This is a genomic window from Myxococcus virescens, from assembly GCF_900101905.1.
Classification (GTDB): domain Bacteria; phylum Myxococcota; class Myxococcia; order Myxococcales; family Myxococcaceae; genus Myxococcus; species Myxococcus virescens.
In genome coordinates, this window is record NZ_FNAJ01000007.1 from 100,119 (window position 1) to 116,426 (window position 16,308).

At 69.6% G+C, this 16,308-nt stretch carries 14 protein-coding genes; 7 read left to right on the forward strand and 7 right to left on the reverse strand.

Annotated features, from left to right (window positions below; translation table 11 throughout):
• Window position 1: 1 nt before the first annotated feature.
• The 3 genes from BLU09_RS21190 to BLU09_RS21200 form a co-directional block, all read right to left on the reverse strand.
• Window positions 2-550, reverse strand: a complete 549-nt coding sequence (locus BLU09_RS21190; RefSeq protein WP_186817660.1) for a M15 family metallopeptidase — start codon at window positions 548-550, stop codon at window positions 2-4.
• 84 nt (window positions 551-634) lie between these two features.
• A complete protein-coding gene (locus tag BLU09_RS21195; RefSeq protein ID WP_090491343.1) occupies window positions 635-1,039 on the reverse strand; it encodes an MGMT family protein in 405 nt (134 codons plus the stop codon).
• A gap of 66 nt (window positions 1,040-1,105) precedes the next feature.
• Window positions 1,106-1,636 (reverse strand): FHA domain-containing protein, encoded by a 531-nt coding sequence (locus BLU09_RS21200; protein WP_090491344.1) that lies wholly within the window; start codon window positions 1,634-1,636, stop codon window positions 1,106-1,108.
• A gap of 191 nt (window positions 1,637-1,827) precedes the next feature.
• Here BLU09_RS21200 and greA point away from each other — a divergent pair, with 191 nt between their 5' ends.
• From greA to thrC, 5 genes are all read left to right on the forward strand, one after another.
• Window positions 1,828-2,346: a transcription elongation factor GreA gene (greA, locus tag BLU09_RS21205; RefSeq protein WP_090491345.1), complete on the forward strand. Its 519-nt coding sequence runs from the start codon at window positions 1,828-1,830 to the stop codon at window positions 2,344-2,346.
• A gap of 112 nt (window positions 2,347-2,458) precedes the next feature.
• A complete protein-coding gene (gene recG, locus BLU09_RS21210) occupies window positions 2,459-5,356 on the forward strand; it encodes an ATP-dependent DNA helicase RecG (RefSeq protein WP_244171912.1) in 2,898 nt (965 codons plus the stop codon).
• A 27-nt stretch (window positions 5,357-5,383) separates the two neighbouring features.
• Complete coding sequence (locus BLU09_RS21215) at window positions 5,384-6,022, forward strand: protein-L-isoaspartate(D-aspartate) O-methyltransferase (RefSeq protein ID WP_090491346.1); 639 nt, start codon at window positions 5,384-5,386, stop codon at window positions 6,020-6,022.
• Window positions 6,023-6,122: 100 nt separating this feature from the next.
• A complete protein-coding gene (locus tag BLU09_RS21220) occupies window positions 6,123-6,686 on the forward strand; it encodes a hypothetical protein (RefSeq protein WP_090491347.1) in 564 nt (187 codons plus the stop codon).
• Complete coding sequence (gene thrC / locus BLU09_RS21225; protein WP_090491348.1) at window positions 6,683-8,023, forward strand: threonine synthase; 1,341 nt, start codon at window positions 6,683-6,685, stop codon at window positions 8,021-8,023. The genes BLU09_RS21220 and thrC overlap by 4 nt, the downstream gene beginning before the upstream one ends.
• Window positions 8,024-8,056: 33 nt before the next feature.
• Here the strand turns inward: thrC and ribB are convergent, their stop codons facing one another.
• Window positions 8,057-9,208: a 3,4-dihydroxy-2-butanone-4-phosphate synthase gene (gene ribB / locus BLU09_RS21230; RefSeq protein WP_090491349.1), complete on the reverse strand. Its 1,152-nt coding sequence runs from the start codon at window positions 9,206-9,208 to the stop codon at window positions 8,057-8,059.
• 177 nt (window positions 9,209-9,385) lie between these two features.
• On the opposite strand from ribB, the gene BLU09_RS21235 reads away from it, so the two are divergent.
• Together BLU09_RS21235 and tmk are read left to right on the forward strand one after the other, a co-directional pair.
• On the forward strand, window positions 9,386-9,724 hold the full coding sequence (locus BLU09_RS21235; protein WP_244171945.1) for a hypothetical protein: 339 nt from the start codon (window positions 9,386-9,388) through the stop codon (window positions 9,722-9,724).
• Window positions 9,721-10,386: a dTMP kinase gene (gene tmk, locus BLU09_RS21240; protein WP_090491351.1), complete on the forward strand. Its 666-nt coding sequence runs from the start codon at window positions 9,721-9,723 to the stop codon at window positions 10,384-10,386. The genes BLU09_RS21235 and tmk overlap by 4 nt, the downstream gene beginning before the upstream one ends.
• Window positions 10,387-10,538: 152 nt before the next feature.
• Here tmk and BLU09_RS21245 read toward each other — a convergent pair whose 3' ends face one another.
• The 3 genes from BLU09_RS21245 to BLU09_RS21260 all read right to left on the reverse strand — a co-directional run bounded on the left by BLU09_RS21245 (window position 10,539) and on the right by BLU09_RS21260 (window position 16,285).
• Window positions 10,539-13,004, reverse strand: coding sequence for a heavy metal translocating P-type ATPase (locus tag BLU09_RS21245; RefSeq protein WP_090491352.1), 2,466 nt, complete (start codon window positions 13,002-13,004; stop codon window positions 10,539-10,541).
• 456 nt (window positions 13,005-13,460) lie between these two features.
• Window positions 13,461-14,861: a sigma-54-dependent transcriptional regulator gene (locus BLU09_RS21255; RefSeq protein ID WP_090491353.1), complete on the reverse strand. Its 1,401-nt coding sequence runs from the start codon at window positions 14,859-14,861 to the stop codon at window positions 13,461-13,463.
• Window positions 14,858-16,285 (reverse strand): sensor histidine kinase, encoded by a 1,428-nt coding sequence (locus BLU09_RS21260; protein ID WP_090491354.1) that lies wholly within the window; start codon window positions 16,283-16,285, stop codon window positions 14,858-14,860. The genes BLU09_RS21255 and BLU09_RS21260 overlap by 4 nt, the downstream gene beginning before the upstream one ends.
• Window positions 16,286-16,308: the final 23 nt, after the last annotated feature.

A 16,308-nucleotide genomic window follows, 5' to 3' on the forward strand; every position in this document is an offset into this window, starting at 1 on the left:
CTCAGCTCTTCTCGGTGCTCGCCACGGGCGGAGACTGGGGCCGCTGACGCTTCAAGGGGCGGCCCACGCAGTCACGTCCCGGCTTCGGCTCGCGGGTGCTGCGCGGGCGGTACTCCCAATGCCAGGGCTCGGAGCGCACCGTGCGCTTGAAGCCGAAGCGGCACGCATTCGACACGAGCCAGTCATAGGTCGGTGTCTTGACGCCGCCGATGACCAGGTCCACCGCGAGGCCTCGCTGATGGTTGGAGCGCCCGGGCCGTGCCGCCTGGGGCCCCTTGCCCTTGCGGTAGCGCTCATAGAGCCGGCGCTGCTTCGCGGGGGAGCGGTAGCCGCTGTGGACCCAGAGGTAGATGTTCTTCGAACGCGCTTCGGCCTTCATCCGCCGGTACGCGTCCGCGGCGTCGGCATGAAGCAACTGCCCGTTCTTGAGACGAACGAGCCGACTGCCCTTCGCCTCACTTCGCCGGGGCTTTGCGTCGCCGGCGACGGCTTGGGGCGCGAACAGACACAGGAGGATGAAGACTCCCCAGCGGAGCAGCGCGAGCGACATGTTTGGACGCCGGCCCCGTGGCCGGAATCCGAACTTTCGCGCGTCTGTGCCTCGACGCAAGCAGACGGGAAGGCGAGCGCCTGTTCAGAACAGTTTCAATTGCGCGTCCGGAGTCTTCACTTCACGCGGAGGCAACGGCTGGAATCCATGTGCGCGGGCCCACGCCTCACTGGGGCCCGTCCAATGGTGTGACGCCATCCGGACGTGGTCGCGCTCGTCGAAGGTGACGCCCTCCGCCTCCAGGGCCTCGCGCTGTCCGTAACCCGAGGTGCTGATCCCACCCGTGCGGTTGATGACGCGTTGCCAGGGCACGCTGTCCGCGCGGGCGCCCAACGCGCCCAGTGCATGTCCCACGACGCGGGCATCGCAGCCATCACCGACGATGGCGGCGATGTCCCCATATGTGGCCACCTGCCCATGCGGCACTTGCGAGGTGACGGTGTAGATGCGCTCGAAGTAGTCGCGCTCGTCGCGTGGCGGTGTGGACATGCGGGCTCCTGTCCCATTCGGAAACGGCGTGGGGGCGGCGTCAACCTTTGTATGTAGTGTGAAGGCTCAGCCGCTGCGCGAGCCCAGCCCGGTGGCCTCGCCCGCGCGCAGGCGCTCATGCAGGGTGCGGGTGAGCAGGTACCAGAACTGCACGTTGCCCACGCTCAGGATGTCGCCGTCGCGCAGCACGGCCTCGCGGCCACCCAGGGAGCGGGCGTTGAGGAAGGTGCCGTTGGTGGAGCCCAGGTCCTGCACGGTGCAGCGCTGGTCGGCTTCGTTCCACCGCAGCTCCGCGTGCATCTTGGACACGGACGCGTCATCGACGACCAGGTCGCAGTCCATGCGGCGGCCAATGCGCAGCCGGTCGGTGGCGTTGAGCGGCGGCAGGGTGGCCACGCGCAGGTGTTCGAACTCGAACAGCAAGGCCAGCATGCCCTGTTCGATTTCCGAGGGCGCCGCCATGCGGGTGGGGGCGAGCACGGCGGTCGAGGCCTCGGAAGGCGGGCGCTGGATGAGTGCGAAAGGCCCCAGTTGACGCTGGAAGGCACTGGAGGGCAGGGCGGCACCGAGCCCGCGCAATTCCTGGACGGACAGCACGGGGGGCAGACTAGCGGGTCAAAGGGCGCGCGCCCAGCCCATCCCCCCGTTCCCTGTACGGGTTTCATTGACCAACTTGTCAGTGGTTCCTTACATTGGGCTTTTGTTTGGTCGCGGGGGCCGGGCTCCGGAAGAGGAGCGCCGGCCCTCCATCTTATTTGAACCTGGGAGTGGTGGAAGGAGCTGTGTCGATGAGCAGCGGGAGCGACAACATCCCGATGACCCCGTCCGGACTGCGCAAGCTGAAGGAGGAACTGAAGCACCTCCAGTCCGTCGAGCGGGGGAAGATCTCGCGCGAGATCGAGGTCGCTCGCGCACACGGTGACCTGCGCGAGAACGCGGAGTACCACGCGGCGAAGGAGAAGCAGTCGCACATCGAGGGGCGCATCCTGACCCTCAACGACTGGATTGCGCGTGCGGAGGTCATCGACCCGGCGAAGCTGGGCGGCGACAAGGTCATTTTCGGGGCGACGGTGGACCTGCTCGATACCGAAACCGACAAGCCGGTGAGCTACCGGCTCGTGGGGGAGATCGAGGCAGACCTGAAGAAGCGGTGGATTGCCGTCACCTCACCGGTGGCGCGCGCGCTCATCGGCAAGAAGGTGGGTGACATCGCCACGGTTCAGAGCCCCGGCGGCGTGCGCGAGCTGGAAGTCCAGCAGATCCGCTTCGAGGAGCCCGAGGAAGAGGCCTCGGCGAGCCAGAGCTGAGCCTCGGAAGCCGCAGTGAGTTGCCGGGGGAGCGGGCCAGGGCTCGCTTCCCCGGTCTCGTTTTGTGGGAGACGTCATCCTCGTTCCGTAGGATGTACGGCGGAACCCCCGCGTGAACCACCCGCTCGCCAGCCTTGTTGGACCCCTCCGGTACGTGTGCCAGCGCGACTTCGCGATGCTGGCCACCGTGAAGTCGTTGCGCCCGGTGTTGGAGCGCGCGCTTGCCGGGGCCAGTGGCGTGGATGCACGGGCGCTGGACCACTTGAGGGCCGCGCTGCCCGACGTGGACCACGCCATGCCCGAGCGCCGCAAGGCCGCGCTGCGGCGCGTCGTGGCCGGGCTGAAGGTCAGCGGGGTGGAGCTGCCCGCGGAGCTGCACGGCGTGACGATGGAGGGCGCGGTTCCGGCTCGGCCGAGGTCCACGCAGGGCGCTCCGGTGGGCGCGGGAGGCACGACGCCCCCGGGGTATGTGCCGCCCTGGAAGTCGGCGGAGCCACTGCCCACGTCGGGCCCGCGGCCGGACGCGCCTCGAGGACCGGCCTCGCGTGGAGCCTCGGCCCCCGCGCGCGGAAGCGGCGTTGAGGGCCCCATGCCGCGCATGAGCCCTGATGGGCCTCGGGGACGGCAGGCCGGAATGGACTCGGACCTCCTGCCTGCCCGTCCACCGCGGATGGCGCCGGCGACGCGGCCACCGCAGTCGAACGTCGCCGCGCCGCAGCCCGCCACCGGGCGGCAGGGCGCGCCGTCGTCTCGGGCGAAGCCGGGGCTCCGTCAGGCCGCGCTCGACACGGGGCCAGAGGCGGTTCCCGGAGCGAAGACGCGCAAGGAGAAGGCGCAGCGAAAGAAGAAGCGGGCGGTCGCGGCGGAGGCCTCTCGCTCCGAGGCGAAGCTCCTCTCCATCGCGCCGCGCTCCGGGCCGCTGGCGTCGCCGCTGAAGACGCTGGGCAAGCGGCTGGGGCCCAGGCTCGTCTCGGCGCTCGACAAGAAGGGGCTGCGCCGCATGGGCGACATCCTCTTCATGCTGCCGCGCTGCTACGAGGACCGCCGCCAGCTGCGCACCATCGCCGAACTGGAGCCCGGCGAGCGAGGCGTCACGGTGGGCATCGTCAAGGTGGCCGACTTCGTGGCGGGCCGTCAGGGCCGGCGCATGTTCCGCGCCGTCGTGGGGGACCGCTCGGGCAGCATCGCCGCCACGTACTTCAACGCGGGCCCCTGGTTGAAGAGCCGGTTCACCGTGGGCAAGCGCATCGTCCTCTCCGGCGAGGTCCGCGCCACCATGTCGGGCCGGGAGATGCCCCATCCGGAAATCGAACCGGCGGAGGACCTCGAGTCCACGACGTCGGTCCACTTCAACCGCATCGTCCCCGTGTATCCGGGCTTCGAGCGCGGCGAGCAGCGCTCCTTCCGCGAGCTGACCTCCCGCGTGGGCGAGCAGTACGCGCACGAACTGGATGACCCGCTGCCCGCCGACCTGCGCCGCCGCTTGGACCTGATGGGCCTGCCGGACGCGCTGCGCTTCATCCACTTCCCGCCAGGGGACGCGGACCTGGAGGCGCTCGACGCGCACCAGAGCCCCGCGCACCGGCGGCTCGCCTTCGACGAGCTGTTCTTCCTCCAACTGGGCATGGCCCTCAAGCGGCAGGGTGTGAAGGCGGAGGTCGGCATCTCCTTCGACGTGTCCGAGCCCCGGCTGGCGAAGGCGCGCAACGCGCTGCCGTTCCAGCTCACCGGCGCGCAGGCGCGGGTGGTGGAGGAGCTCTGCTGGGACATGGCGCGCCCGGAGCCCATGAACCGGCTGGTCCAGGGAGACGTGGGCAGCGGCAAGACGGCGGTAGCCATGGTCTCCGCCCTCATCGCACTGCAGGCCGGCTACCAGGTGGCCGTCATGGCGCCCACGGAAATCCTCGCTGAGCAGCACGAGCGCAACTTCCGCAAGGTGATGGAGCCGCTGGGCTACCGCGTGGGCCTGGTGAGCGCGGCGGGCACGGCGAAGGCCAAGCGCCAGGTGCGCGAGGCCGTGGCCCGAGGCGAAATTCATCTGGCCGTGGGCACGCACGCGCTGCTTCAGGCAGACGTCTCCTTCGAACGCCTGGGCCTGGTCGTCATCGACGAACAGCACCGCTTCGGCGTGCTCCAGCGCCACACGCTGATGAGCAAGGGGCCCAAGCCGGATGTGCTGGTGATGACGGCCACGCCCATTCCCCGCACGCTGGCCATGACGCTGTACGGCGACCTGGACTTGTCCGTCATCGACCAGCTTCCGCCGGGCCGCACGCCCATTCAAACGCGGGTGTTCAACGACAAGCAGCGCGCGCTCGTCTACGAGTCCGTGGGCGCGCAGCTGGCCAAGGGGCACCAAGCCTACGTCGTCTACCCGCTGGTGGAGGAGTCGGAGAAGCTGGACCTGGAGGACGCCACGCGCGGCGTGGAGAAGCTCCGGAAGGTGTTCCCCGACGCGAAGGTGGGGCTGCTGCACGGACGGATGAAGGCGGAGGAGAAGGACTCCGTCATGGAGGACTTCCGCGAGAAGCGCCTGCACCTGCTCGTCTGCACCACGGTGGTGGAGGTGGGCGTGGACGTGCCCAACGCCTCCGTGATGGTGGTGGAATCCGCCGAGCGCTTCGGCCTGTCACAGCTTCACCAGCTCAGGGGCCGGGTGGGGCGCGGCGCGGCGGCGAGCTTCTGCCACCTGGTGGCCGGGAGCGCCCGCTCCTGGGAGTCCGCCGAGCGCCTGACGGTGATGGAGCAGAGCAGCGACGGCTTCGTCATCGCGGAGAAGGACCTGGAGATTCGAGGCCCGGGTGAATTCCTGGGCACGCGCCAGAGTGGCCTGCCCGAGCTGGCGGTGGCCAACCTGGCGCGGGATGGCGACCTGCTCTCCATGGCGCAGTCCGAGGCCCGGCGCATCCTGGAGAAGGACCCGGACATGAAGGCGAAGGAGAACCAGGGCCTCGTGAAGGCGCTCGAGGAACGCTGGGAAGGGCGGCTCGCGCTCGCGCGGGTGGGTTAGGGCGCCCGTCATGACTAGGCTAGGGGCATGGGTGACTGGGGAAGGGCCGACTACCTGTCGCGGCACGGCATCAAGGACGCGCGAGTCCTGGAGGCCATCGCTCGGCTGAGCCGCGCGGACTTCGTGCCGGAGGACCTGCGCGAAGAGGCGAGCGCGGACTCGCCGCTGCCCATCGGGCATGGGCAGACCATCAGCCAGCCCTATGTCGTGGCGCTGATGACGGAGGCGCTCCAACTGCAGGGGGACGAGCGGGTCCTCGAAATCGGCACTGGCTCGGGCTACCAGACGGCGCTGCTGTCCCTGCTGTGCAGAGAGGTCTACTCCGTGGAAATCGTCCCCGAGCTGGCCCAATCGGCGCGAGAGGTGTTGCGGCGGCAGGGCTTCGAAAATGTCTCGTTCCGGGAAGGAGACGGCTCACTGGGCTGGCCGGACCAGGCGCCCTTCGACGCCATCCTCGCCGCCGCGGCGCCACCAGACGTTCCGCTTCAGCTCCTTTCCCAGCTCAAGCCGGGCGGACGCATGCTCATTCCGGTGGGCCCCCAGGGGGGCACCCAGCAACTGCTGCGCATCCAGCGCGCCCTCCGGCCCGGAGAGGTGCCCCAGGTGGAGTCCCTGCTGCCGGTTCGCTTCGTTCCCATGACGGGGCAGCCGCTCTCGCAGGGGTGACCTCCTGGGCTCGGGTGGCTCCTGACCCAGCGAGGCGGGAGGCAGGCTCTCTATCCGCTTGCTCGCCATGTCGGCGGCGGCCCGCTAACGTTCGCACATCATGATCATCTGTCCGCTCTGCGACCACGTTCAGCCCGAAGGGACGGAGTGCGACGTCTGCGGCAAGCGGTTCCCCGCGGCCGTGGCGGAGACCGCGCCCATCGCGACGTTGCCGGAGCTGGAGGTGACACCGCATGCCGGAGGCCGCGCGCCGGTGGTCGCGGCCGTGTTGCCCGACCTGGACGTGACGCGGCTCCGTTCCGGGCCCGATCTGCCGGCGCAGGTGGTTCCCGACCTGCAACTGACACGCGCCCGGGACTTGGGGGCTGTTCCGGTGACGCCCATGCCCGAGCTGGACACCGGACGTGCCCCGGACGATGGCGTTCGCACCGCCGCGCCGCTGGGCGCCGTCGTCTGCCGTTACTGCCGCATCACCCAGGCCGAGGGCCTGCTCTGCGACAACTGCGGCATGCGCCTGCCTCGGGCGAAGCCCACCGTGGCAGCGGCGCCTGGACGGCCGTCTGGCGACGACGATGGCTGGCGCTCTTGTGCATCGTGTCATACTCGCGTGCGGCCCGGTAAGGCCTGTCCGGAGTGTGGCACGCGGGCACAGGAGGAGGCATGAGCGAGGAGTCGGCTTCGGATTTCCGCGCGGAGTACGCGTGCAGTGAGGGCTGTGACTTCCGCGCCTCGCTGATGGACGTGGTGTACCGGTGCCCGCGCTGCGGCGGCCTGCTGGAAGTCGCGCACGACGTGAAGGCCCTGCGCACGGTCTCCGCGGCGGAATGGAAGCGCCGTTTCGAGACGCGCTTCGGCTCCGCGCGCCTGCCGGATGGCTCGGGCGTGTGGGGCAAGCGGGAGTGGGCGTATCCGCAGCTGCCGGCGGAGGACATCGTCTCGCTCGGCGAGGGCCGCGTGCCGCTCAAGCCGCTGCCGCGCATGGCGGCGGAGCTGGGGCTGGCCGCGCTGGACCTGAAGGAGTGCGGCGTCTCGCCCACGGGCAGCTTCAAGGACTGGGGCATGACGGTCCTGGTCTCCGCGGTGAAGCACATGCGCGCCCGGGGCGTTCCGCTGCGCGCGGTGGCGTGTGCCTCCACGGGCGACACGTCCGCGGCGCTCTCCGCCTACTGCGCGGCGGCGGGGATTCCGGCGGTGGTGTTCCTGCCGCGCGACAAGGTGTCGCTCGCGCAGCTCGTGCAGCCCATTGCCAATGGGGCGCGGGTGCTGTCGCTGGACACGGACTTCGACGGCTGCATGAAGCTGGTGCAGGCGGTGACGGCGGACACGGGGCTGTACCTGGCCAACTCGATGAACTCGCTGCGCATCGAAGGCCAGAAGATGGTGGCCGTGGAGCTCTGCCAGGACCTGGGCTGGGAGCCGCCGGACTGGGTGGTGATTCCCGGCGGCAACCTGGGCAACGCCAGCGCCTTGGGCAAGGGCTTCGAGCTGATGCTGTCGCTGGGGCTCATCACCCGCCGGCCGCGCATCGCCGTGGCGCAGGCCCAGAAGGCCAACCCGCTGGCGCGCTCGTACCGGGGCGGCTTCCAGGAGCTGGTGCCCCTGCGGGCCGAGCCCACGCTGGCGTCGGCCATCCAGATTGGCAACCCGGTGTCATTCAAGCGCGCGGTGAAGGTGCTCAAGGCGTTCGACGGCGTGGTGGAGGACGCCAGCGAGTCCGAGCTGGCCAACGCCGCCGCGCGGGCGGACCGCGAGGGCACCTTCACCTGTCCGCACACGGGCGTGGCGCTGGCGGCCCTGGAGAAGCTGGTGGCGCAGGGCGTGATTGCCCGGGGTTCGCGCGTGGCGGTGGTGTCCACCGCGCACGGCCTGAAGTTCGCCGACTTCAAGGTGGGCTACCACCGCGGCTCGCTGGCGGAGGTGACGAGCCAGTTCGCCAACCCGCCCGTGGAACTGCCCGCGACGCTGGACGCGGTGAAGGGCGCGCTGGCGGACCTGGGCTGAACCACGGGCCCGGTCCGCCCGGCGAGGGGCGCGTCAGTCCGGCTGGAGCGGGACGCGCTTCTCGATGGTGAGACCGAAGCCCGCGAGCCCGCGGTAGGTGATGTCCGAGTTGGTCATCACCTGGAGCGTGTGGATGCCCAGGTCGGTGAGAATCTGGCAGCCCATGCCCAGGTCACGCGACTCCTGGGGGCCACGCGTGGGGCCGCTGCTGCCGTCGTTGTTGCGCTTGTGGTGGATGCCGAAGTCGTCCCCGTGCATGCCAGGCAGGTACACCAGCACGCCGGAGCCTTCGCGGGCGATGCGCGCCAGCGCCTGATCCAGCAGCACGTTGCAGTTGCACGTCGGGGAGCCGAACACGTCACCCAGGGCACAGGCCGCGTGCAGGCGCACCAGGGTGCTGGGCCGCGCCGCCGGGTCGCCCTTCACCAGGACCAGGGACTTCACACCGTCGGGCAGCCACGAATAGGTGAGGGCGGTGAACTCACCGTAGCGGGTGTTGACGGTCTGCTGGCCGGGCTCGCGGCGCACCAGCCGGTCCTTCCGGCGGCGGTACTCGATGAGGTCCGCGATGGTGATGAGCGACAGCTTGTGCTCGCGGGCGAAGACCTTGAGGTCCGGCATCCGCATCATGGTGCCGTCGTCCTTCACCAGCTCGCAGAGGATGCCGGAGGCGGACAGGCCGGCGAGGCGGGACAGGTCCACGGTGGCCTCGGTGTGGCCGGCCCGGCGGAGGACGCCGCCCTCACGGTAGCGGAGCGGGAAGATGTGCCCGGGGCGCAGGAAGTCATCGGCCTTGCTGGAAGGGTCCACCAGGGCACGGATGGTCTTCGCGCGGTCCGCCGCGGAGACGCCCGTGTGGGTGCCGTGGCGGTAGTCCACGGAGACGGTGAAGGCGGTGCGATGGGATTCGGTGTTGTCCGACACCATCTGCGGGAGGCGGAGCTCGTCCAGCCGCTCCGCCAGCATGGGCATGCAGACGATGCCGCTGGTGTGGCGCACCATGAAGGCCAGGTGCTCGGGCGTCACCTTCTCCGCGGCCATGATGAGGTCGCCCTCATTCTCGCGGTCCTCATCGTCGGCGACGATGACGAACTTGCCCTCCTGGATGTCACGGATGGCGTCGTCGATGGAGGAGATCTCGCTGGCGTGACTCATGGAGGTTTCGGTCCGGGCGGAGGGCTGCATGAGTCGCGCATGTAGCGTGGGCGACGGTGGCTCGCAAGCCAACCGGTAGCCGGGCGCATGTGGGGATGATGGCGGGGATGAGGTTGGCAGGGGGTCGTTGGAGGGCCTACGGCTGGCTGGTGGGTAGACGCCGACTCGACGTGACGGGCGCAGTGATGTAGGGTGCTTGGCGCCGTGATGACTTCCAATACCCAGGAACTCCGGGCTCGGCTCGACCAGCTCCAGGCCAGTCTTTCCACCCGCGAGAGCACGACACGCTTCGCCCGCGCGGGGGTGTCCACCGTCATTGCCCTCCTGGTGGGTGGGGCGTCGGGCAAGCTCTTCTACGATTCTCTTCGCACGCCCCTGCTGGCGTGGGCGGCGGCCCTGGTGTCCGTGTCGCTGCTCGTCTACGCCTTCATCAGCTACCGCTCGGGCCGGAAGTTCCTGGTGGATGAGCTGAAGCAATACGAGTCGATGCTGGCCCTTCGCAGCGAGCTGCGGCTGGACGACCCCTCGGCGCTGCTTCCCCGGTGAGCGCCGCCCGGAAGAAGGCCACCGCGCGCCGTCCTGGGCGTTTCATCGTCCTGGAAGGACTGGATGGGGCTGGTACCACGACGCAGGTGGAGCGGCTTGCCGCGGCCCTGCGCGCGGAGGGGCACTCGGTGCTGACCACGCGGGAGCCGTCTGACGGCCCCGTGGGGACGATGATTCGCCAGGCGCTCACGGGCCGGTTGGGACTGCCCGGTGGGGCGGGCCCGCTGGCGCCGGAGACGCTGGCGTTGCTGTTCGCCGCGGACCGGACGGACCACCTCACGGCCCGGGTGCTCCCGGCGCTGGCGGCGGGCCAGATTGTCCTGTGTGACCGCTACGTCCTGTCGTCCCTGGCCTACCAGGGCGCGTCGCTGCCCATGGAATGGGTGGAGGCGGTGAATGCGTGCGCGGTGTCGCCGGACCTGACGCTGTTCGTCGGCGTGGCGCCGGAGGTGGCGGCACGGCGCCGCAAGGCACGCGGCGGGACGGCGGAGCTGTTCGAGGCGGACGAGGCTCAGCGGCGGATTGCGAAGCAGTACGTAGCCGCCATCCGCCGCCGGGAGCAGCACGAGCGCATCGTCCACATCGACGGCGAGCAGGGCATCGAGGCCGTGACGACCGCGTCGTTGGTAGAGATTCGCAAGCTGCTGGCCCGCAAGCGCTGAGCGGTCTGGGGCGGTATTCCCGCCCGGCGGTTGCGGGATGACCGCGTGGCGGACCCAAGCCTCGCCACGCGGACAAATCCACCTCCTGCTGCTTCGTGTCGCTCGTCTCCAGCACGAGCGCCGCCCGGGCCGAGAATCCGGCGGGGCGGCGGTCAGAGGTCCAGCCGCCTCAGCCGCAGGGCGTTGCCGATGACGGAGACGGACGAGACGCTCATCGCCGCGCTGGCAATCATGGGGCTCAGCAGCAGTCCGAAGAACGGGTAGAGGACCCCCGCTGCGATGGGGACGCCGAGCACGTTGTAGATGAACGCGAAGAAGAGGTTCTGGCGGATGTTGTGCACGGTGCCCCGGCTCAGGTGCCGGGCGCGGACGATGCCGCGGAGGTCACCCTTCACCAGCGTGACGGCGGCGCTCTCCATGGCGATGTCAGTGCCCGTGCCCATGGCGATGCCCACGTTGGCCTGGGCGAGCGCAGGCGCGTCGTTCACCCCGTCTCCGGCCATGGCCACCACGTGCCCTTCGGCCTGGAGGCGCTTCACCATCTCGTTCTTCTCCTCGGGGCGCACCTCCGCGTGGACTTCGTCGATGCCCAGGCGCCGGGCCACCGCCTCCGCCGTCGTCCGGCTGTCACCCGTGAGCATCACGAGGCGCAGCCCATCGGCACGGAGCTGCTGAACGGCTTCGGGGGTGCTGGCCTTCACCGGGTCGGCCACGCCCAGCAGCCCGGCCGGCTTTCCGTCCACGGCGACGAACATCACCGTCTGCCCTTCTCGCCTCAGGGCCTCCGCCCTCTCCAGGAACGCCCCTGCCTCGATGCCGAGTCCCTCGAGCAGCCGGGCATTCCCGAGCGCCACCTGCGCACCATCCACACGCCCCGTCACGCCCTGGCCTGTCACGGACTTGAAGCCGTGTGTCTCCGTGAGGACGGCACCCCGTGCCTCTGCGCCCTTCACGATGGCGGACGCGAGCGGGTGCTCGCTCCCGCGCTCGATGCTGCCGGCGAGGTGAAGCAGCCGCGCCTCGTCGAAACCAGGGGCGGTCACCACCGTGGTGAGGCTCGGCCTGCCCTCGGTGAGGGTGCCCGTCTTGTCGACGACGAGGGTGTCCACCTTCGCCAGTTCCTCGAGCGCCGCCGCGTCCCGGATGAGGACGCCGGCCTGCGCACCACGCCCCATGCCCACCACGATGGAGATGGGCGTGGCCAGGCCCAGGGCACACGGGCACGCGATGATGAGGACGGCCACGGCGTTGACCAGCGCGTGGGCGAGCCGGGGCTCGGGTCCCCACATGCTCCAGATGAACGCCGTCAGGACGGCGATGACCACCACCGCGGGCACGAACCACCCGGAGACGGTGTCGGCCAGACGCTGGATGGGGGCCCGGCTGCGCTGGGCCTCGGCCACCCGCTGTACGATTTGGGAGAGGAGCGTGTCGCGGCCGACACGCTCGGCCCGCATCACGAAGCCGCCGGTGCCGTTGACCGTCCCTCCTGTTACGCGGCTGCCAGGTGTCTTCTCGGAGGGAATCGGCTCACCCGTCACCATGGACTCGTCCACGGCGCTCTCGCCCTCCAGGACCACGCCATCCACGGGAACCTTCTCTCCCGGTCGGACGCGGAGGCGGTCACCCACGTGGACCCTGTCCAGCGCCACGTCCTCTTCGCGCCCGTCCTCGCGCAGCAGCCGCGCCGTCTTCGGAGCCAGCCCGAGCAGCGCCTTCAAGGCTCCCGAGGTGGCATGACGGGCTCGGAGCTCCAGCACCTGCCCCAGCAGCACCAGCGTGGTGATGACCGCCGCGGCCTCGAAGTACAAGGGAACGTGGCCACCGTGGCCGGTGAAGGCGTGGGGCAGGAGGCCGGGGAAGAGGGTGGCGAAGACGCTGAAGCCGTAGGCGGCGCCCGTCCCAAGGGCAATCAGCGTGAACATGTTGAGGTGCCGGTTGCGCACCGACGCCCAGCCCCGCTGGAAGAAGGGCCAGCCCCCCCACAGCACCACGGGCGTCGCCAGGGCGAACTGCACCCAGGCCATGAGCGGCCCTGGGATGAGGCGCTGGATGGGCTGGCCCGGAATCATCTCGGACATGCCCAGGACGAACACAGGGAGCGAGAGGGCAACGCTCACCCAGAAGCGCCGCCGCATGTCGAGGTACTCCGGGTCGGGTGCGTCCTCGAGGGTGACGGTCCGTGGCTCCAGGGCCATGCCGCAGATGGGGCACGCCCCCGGCTCGGGACGCACGATCTCCGGGTGCATCGGGCAGACGTACTCGGTGCGCGTCTGGAGGACCGGCTGCTCGGGCTCGAGGGCCATGCCGCACTTGGGGCAGGTGCCGGGATGGTCCTGCCGCACCTCGGGGTCCATCGGGCAGATGTACAGGGTGCCCGCGGGGGCAGGCTCCGGCGGCTGGGGCTCGGGCGCGAGGTACTTTCGCGGCTCGGCCGTGAACTTCTCGCGGCACTTCGGGTTGCAGAAGAAGTACGTGTGCCCCTCGTGCACGTGGCTGCCGCCCTTCGGTGCCTGGGGATCCACGAACATGCCGCAGACGGGGTCCTTCGCCTTGCCCTCCGGCAGCTGCGGAGGGTGGTGTCCGGTGTGAGCTTCTGGGGGGAGATGAGTCGTCATCGTCGCGCTTCCTTTGCCGGGGATCACGAAGCACCCCGTTCCTTCTTACAGTTCCGAGCGAAGCGGCCTGCCGCCCGAAGCGGGCCCATGACTGCCTGTTAGGAAGGCTCTGAGGGCGAACCCGCGCGGCTCGTCAGCTCGGGTAACAAGCCAGAGGCGTCCGCCGCGCCGGACGCTGTGCATGGAGGGGGCCCGTGGCACCTGTGAGCGGCGGAGTTACAGGTCACCTCACAGGGGGCTTCCGAACGGTGTGCGAGGCTACGTCGACGATGCTGAGCGTTCCCGCGGTCTGGTTGGTGATGAAGCCCAGCGGTTAGGTACGCGGCACATCGAGGGTGCTGGCGTCAATGCCGGTCAGGCTCTTGCCGTCCTCGTTGTCCACGGACATGAGGCCGTCGTTCCCCGGCCTCCATAGGACGCATTCGGTTGTGAATGTCGCCTGATTGCATGTGTTGCTTAAGGTGACTCCTTGAAGTCATCGGAACGCAGGCCAAAGCGCTTGAGGAGGCGGTGGAGGCTCTCGCGCTCCATGCCCGCGCGCTCAGCGGCCCGCGTCACATTGCCCCCGAATTCCCGCAGCAGGGCGATGAGGTAATCGCGCGATGCACGGTCCCGCGCCAGGTCCACCGCCTCCCGGAAGGGCATCTTCACCAGAGGGTCGGCGGGCAGTGCTCCCTGTTGTCCGCCCGTGACTTCAGGGGGGAGTGCGTCAGGGCCCACCCGGGAGCCCGTGGTGATGGCCACCGCGCGTTCGATGGCATTCTCCAACTGGCGCACGTTGCCCGGCCAGCTGTACCCGGTGAGCGCACGCAGCGCGTCCGGCTCCAGGCCATCCACCGGCTGCCGGTAGGTCTTCGCCGCCTTCTGTACGAAGTGCATGGCCAGCAGGGGGATGTCCTCGCGCCGCTCCCGCAGGGACGGCAGATGTACCGGGAAGACATTGAGCCGGTAGTAGAGGTCTTCGCGGAAGCGGCCCGCAGTCACTTCGGCCTTGAGGTCGCGGTGGGTGGCGGTGATGACGCGTGCGTCGATGCGGCGCGCAACCGCGTCTCCGACACGGCGCACCTCCTTGTCCTGGAGCGTGCGGTTGAGCTTCACCTGGACGGACAGGGGCAGCTCTCCAATCTCGTCCAGGAAGATGGTCCCCCCGGAGGCTGCCTCGAAGAGACCGGCCTTGGTCTCTACCGCGCCGGTGAAGGCGCCCCGGGCGTGACCGAACAGCTCGCTCTCGATGAGTTCGGAGGGCAGCGCGCCGCAGTTGACCGCGATGAAGGGTCGGTTCTTGCGTGGGCCGTGGTGGTGGATGGCCCGCGCCACCAGCTCCTTGCCCGTCCCCGTCTCCCCGGTGATGAGGACCGTGATGTCCAGCTCGGAGGCGCGCTCCAGCAGGCCGTAGAGCGCACGCATGGGCGCGCTCCTGCCAATGATGTTCTGGAAGCTGTAGATGCCCTCCAGCTCGCGCCGCAGTGAGGCGGCCTGCTCCTTGAGCCGCTTGCGCTCGAGGGCGCGGGCTACCACCAGGGACGCCTCGTCCGGGTCGAAGGGCTTGGGCAGGTAGTCATAGGCCCCCTCCTTGATGGCCTCTACCGCCTTGGGGACGGAGGCGTACGCCGTCATCAGGATGACCTCGATGGTGGGCGCGTGCTGCTTGACTGCCTTGAGCACCTCGAAGCCGTCCGCTCCCGGCATTCGGATGTCCGTCACCACCACGTCGAACGACTGCGTCTGGATGAGGGAGAGTGCACGGCCTCCGTCTTCAGCCGTCCTCACGTGATACGCGTCACCGAGGATGCGGGTGATGAGGTGGCGCATGTTCTCCTTGTCGTCGACAACGAGAACACTCGGTCTGTCCGTCACGGCGTACTCCGGGGGAGATGCAGGGTGAATTCCGCACCACGTCCAGGCAGGTTGCGCGGCTGGATGCGGCCACCATGGGCCTGGGCGATGGCCTGCGACACCGCCAACCCCAGCCCGGTGCCGTGGGGCTTGGTGGTGAAGAAGGGCTCGAACATCCGCTTCTGTGCCTCGGGAGAGAGGCCGGGCCCGCTGTCGCGGAATGAAAGCGCCACCTCGTCTTCGTGGGCGTGGATGGCCACGGTCACCTGTCCCGAGGGGCCCGCGGCCTCCATGGCGTTCTTGACCAAATTTGTGACCACCTGCCGCAGCCGCTGCGGATGGCCTGCCACCCGGGCTTCGCCTTCCACCGTCAGGGAGGCCGCGGAGAGCTGGGCGGACTCCCGCTGCCGGGAGACGACTTCCTCCACCAGCTCTCGCAACTCCAGCGTCTCGCCCGGGACCTGGAGTGGCCGCGACAGGTCGAGCATCCCCTCCACGATGTCACGGCAGCGCAGCGTCTCCTCTTCGATGATGCGCAGGTCGTCCGCGAGCGCACCCTCCGCCTTGCGCTGAAGCAGGCGCACGTAGCCGAGGATGACCCCCAGGGGATTGTTGATTTCATGCGCCACGCCCGCCGCCAGGCGGCCGATGCCCGCCAGCCGCTCGCTTTGAACCAGGCGCTCCTGGTGCTCACGGAGCGCGGCGGTCATCCGGTTGAACTGCTGCGCCAACCTTCCGAACTCGTCCGGGCGGTCCAGCGCGATGCGCGTCATGAGGTCGCCCGCGGCGATACGGGCGGCGCCGGCCTCCAGCAGCGACACCGGGCGGGCCACCGAGCGTCCGATGTAGAGGCCTACGCCCGCCGCGAGCAGGGCTGCGGCGGCCAGGATGGCGACCGTCCACTGGAAGCTGGCGTGCTGGACCGTGCTCGCGTGCTCCTCGAACTTGCCAATGGCGCGCTCGTAGTGTGAGGCCAGAGTGTCCGCGCTCTCCTGGATGACGTCGACCAGTTCCAGGGCCCTGGCGTGCTCACGGGCCGCGGTGGCATGGTCCTCGCGCAGCACGGCTGGCACGAGCGCCTCGCGGAAAAGCCGGTCCAGCTCCATCGTGGTGCGGCGCATGGTCTCCACCTGGGCGCGTTCCTCGGAGGTGGTGGCCTGGGCCTGGACCGCTTCGAGGCGCTCCATGGCGCGGTGATAGGCGCTGTCGTAGAGCGGCAGGTGGCTGGCGTTGCCGAGGATGACGGTGTGCGCCTGGTGTGCGTAGAGGTCTCTGACCGAGGTCGCGAGCGACAGCGTGGTGCGCACGGCTGTTTCCTGCCGCCGCACGCTGTGCAGGGCCTCGTGGATCTCCGCCATGCCCTCGAGCGCGGCATAGGCTGCCGCGCCGAAGGTCAGGACGAGGAGCGAGAAGGCGTAGAAGAGCCTGCGAGCGGTTCCGGACACGACATCCCCTGGCGAACGAAGGT

Excerpts from the sequence above, each read along its gene's own strand:
- greA (WP_090491345.1), top strand. The coding sequence starts at position 1,828 with ATGAGCAGCGGGAGCGACAACATCCCGATGACCCCGTCCGGACTGCGC.
- BLU09_RS21235 (WP_244171945.1), top strand. The coding sequence starts at position 9,386 with ATGACTTCCAATACCCAGGAACTCCGGGCTCGGCTCGACCAGCTCCAG.
- BLU09_RS21190 (WP_186817660.1), bottom strand. The coding sequence starts at position 550 with ATGTCGCTCGCGCTGCTCCGCTGGGGAGTCTTCATCCTCCTGTGTCTG.
- BLU09_RS21245 (WP_090491352.1), bottom strand. The coding sequence starts at position 13,004 with ATGACGACTCATCTCCCCCCAGAAGCTCACACCGGACACCACCCTCCG.
- BLU09_RS21195 (WP_090491343.1), bottom strand. The coding sequence starts at position 1,039 with ATGTCCACACCGCCACGCGACGAGCGCGACTACTTCGAGCGCATCTAC.
- ribB (WP_090491349.1), bottom strand. The coding sequence starts at position 9,208 with ATGCAGCCCTCCGCCCGGACCGAAACCTCCATGAGTCACGCCAGCGAG.
- BLU09_RS21215 (WP_090491346.1), top strand. The coding sequence starts at position 5,384 with ATGGGTGACTGGGGAAGGGCCGACTACCTGTCGCGGCACGGCATCAAG.
- thrC (WP_090491348.1), top strand. The coding sequence starts at position 6,683 with ATGAGCGAGGAGTCGGCTTCGGATTTCCGCGCGGAGTACGCGTGCAGT.
- BLU09_RS21220 (WP_090491347.1), top strand. The coding sequence starts at position 6,123 with ATGATCATCTGTCCGCTCTGCGACCACGTTCAGCCCGAAGGGACGGAG.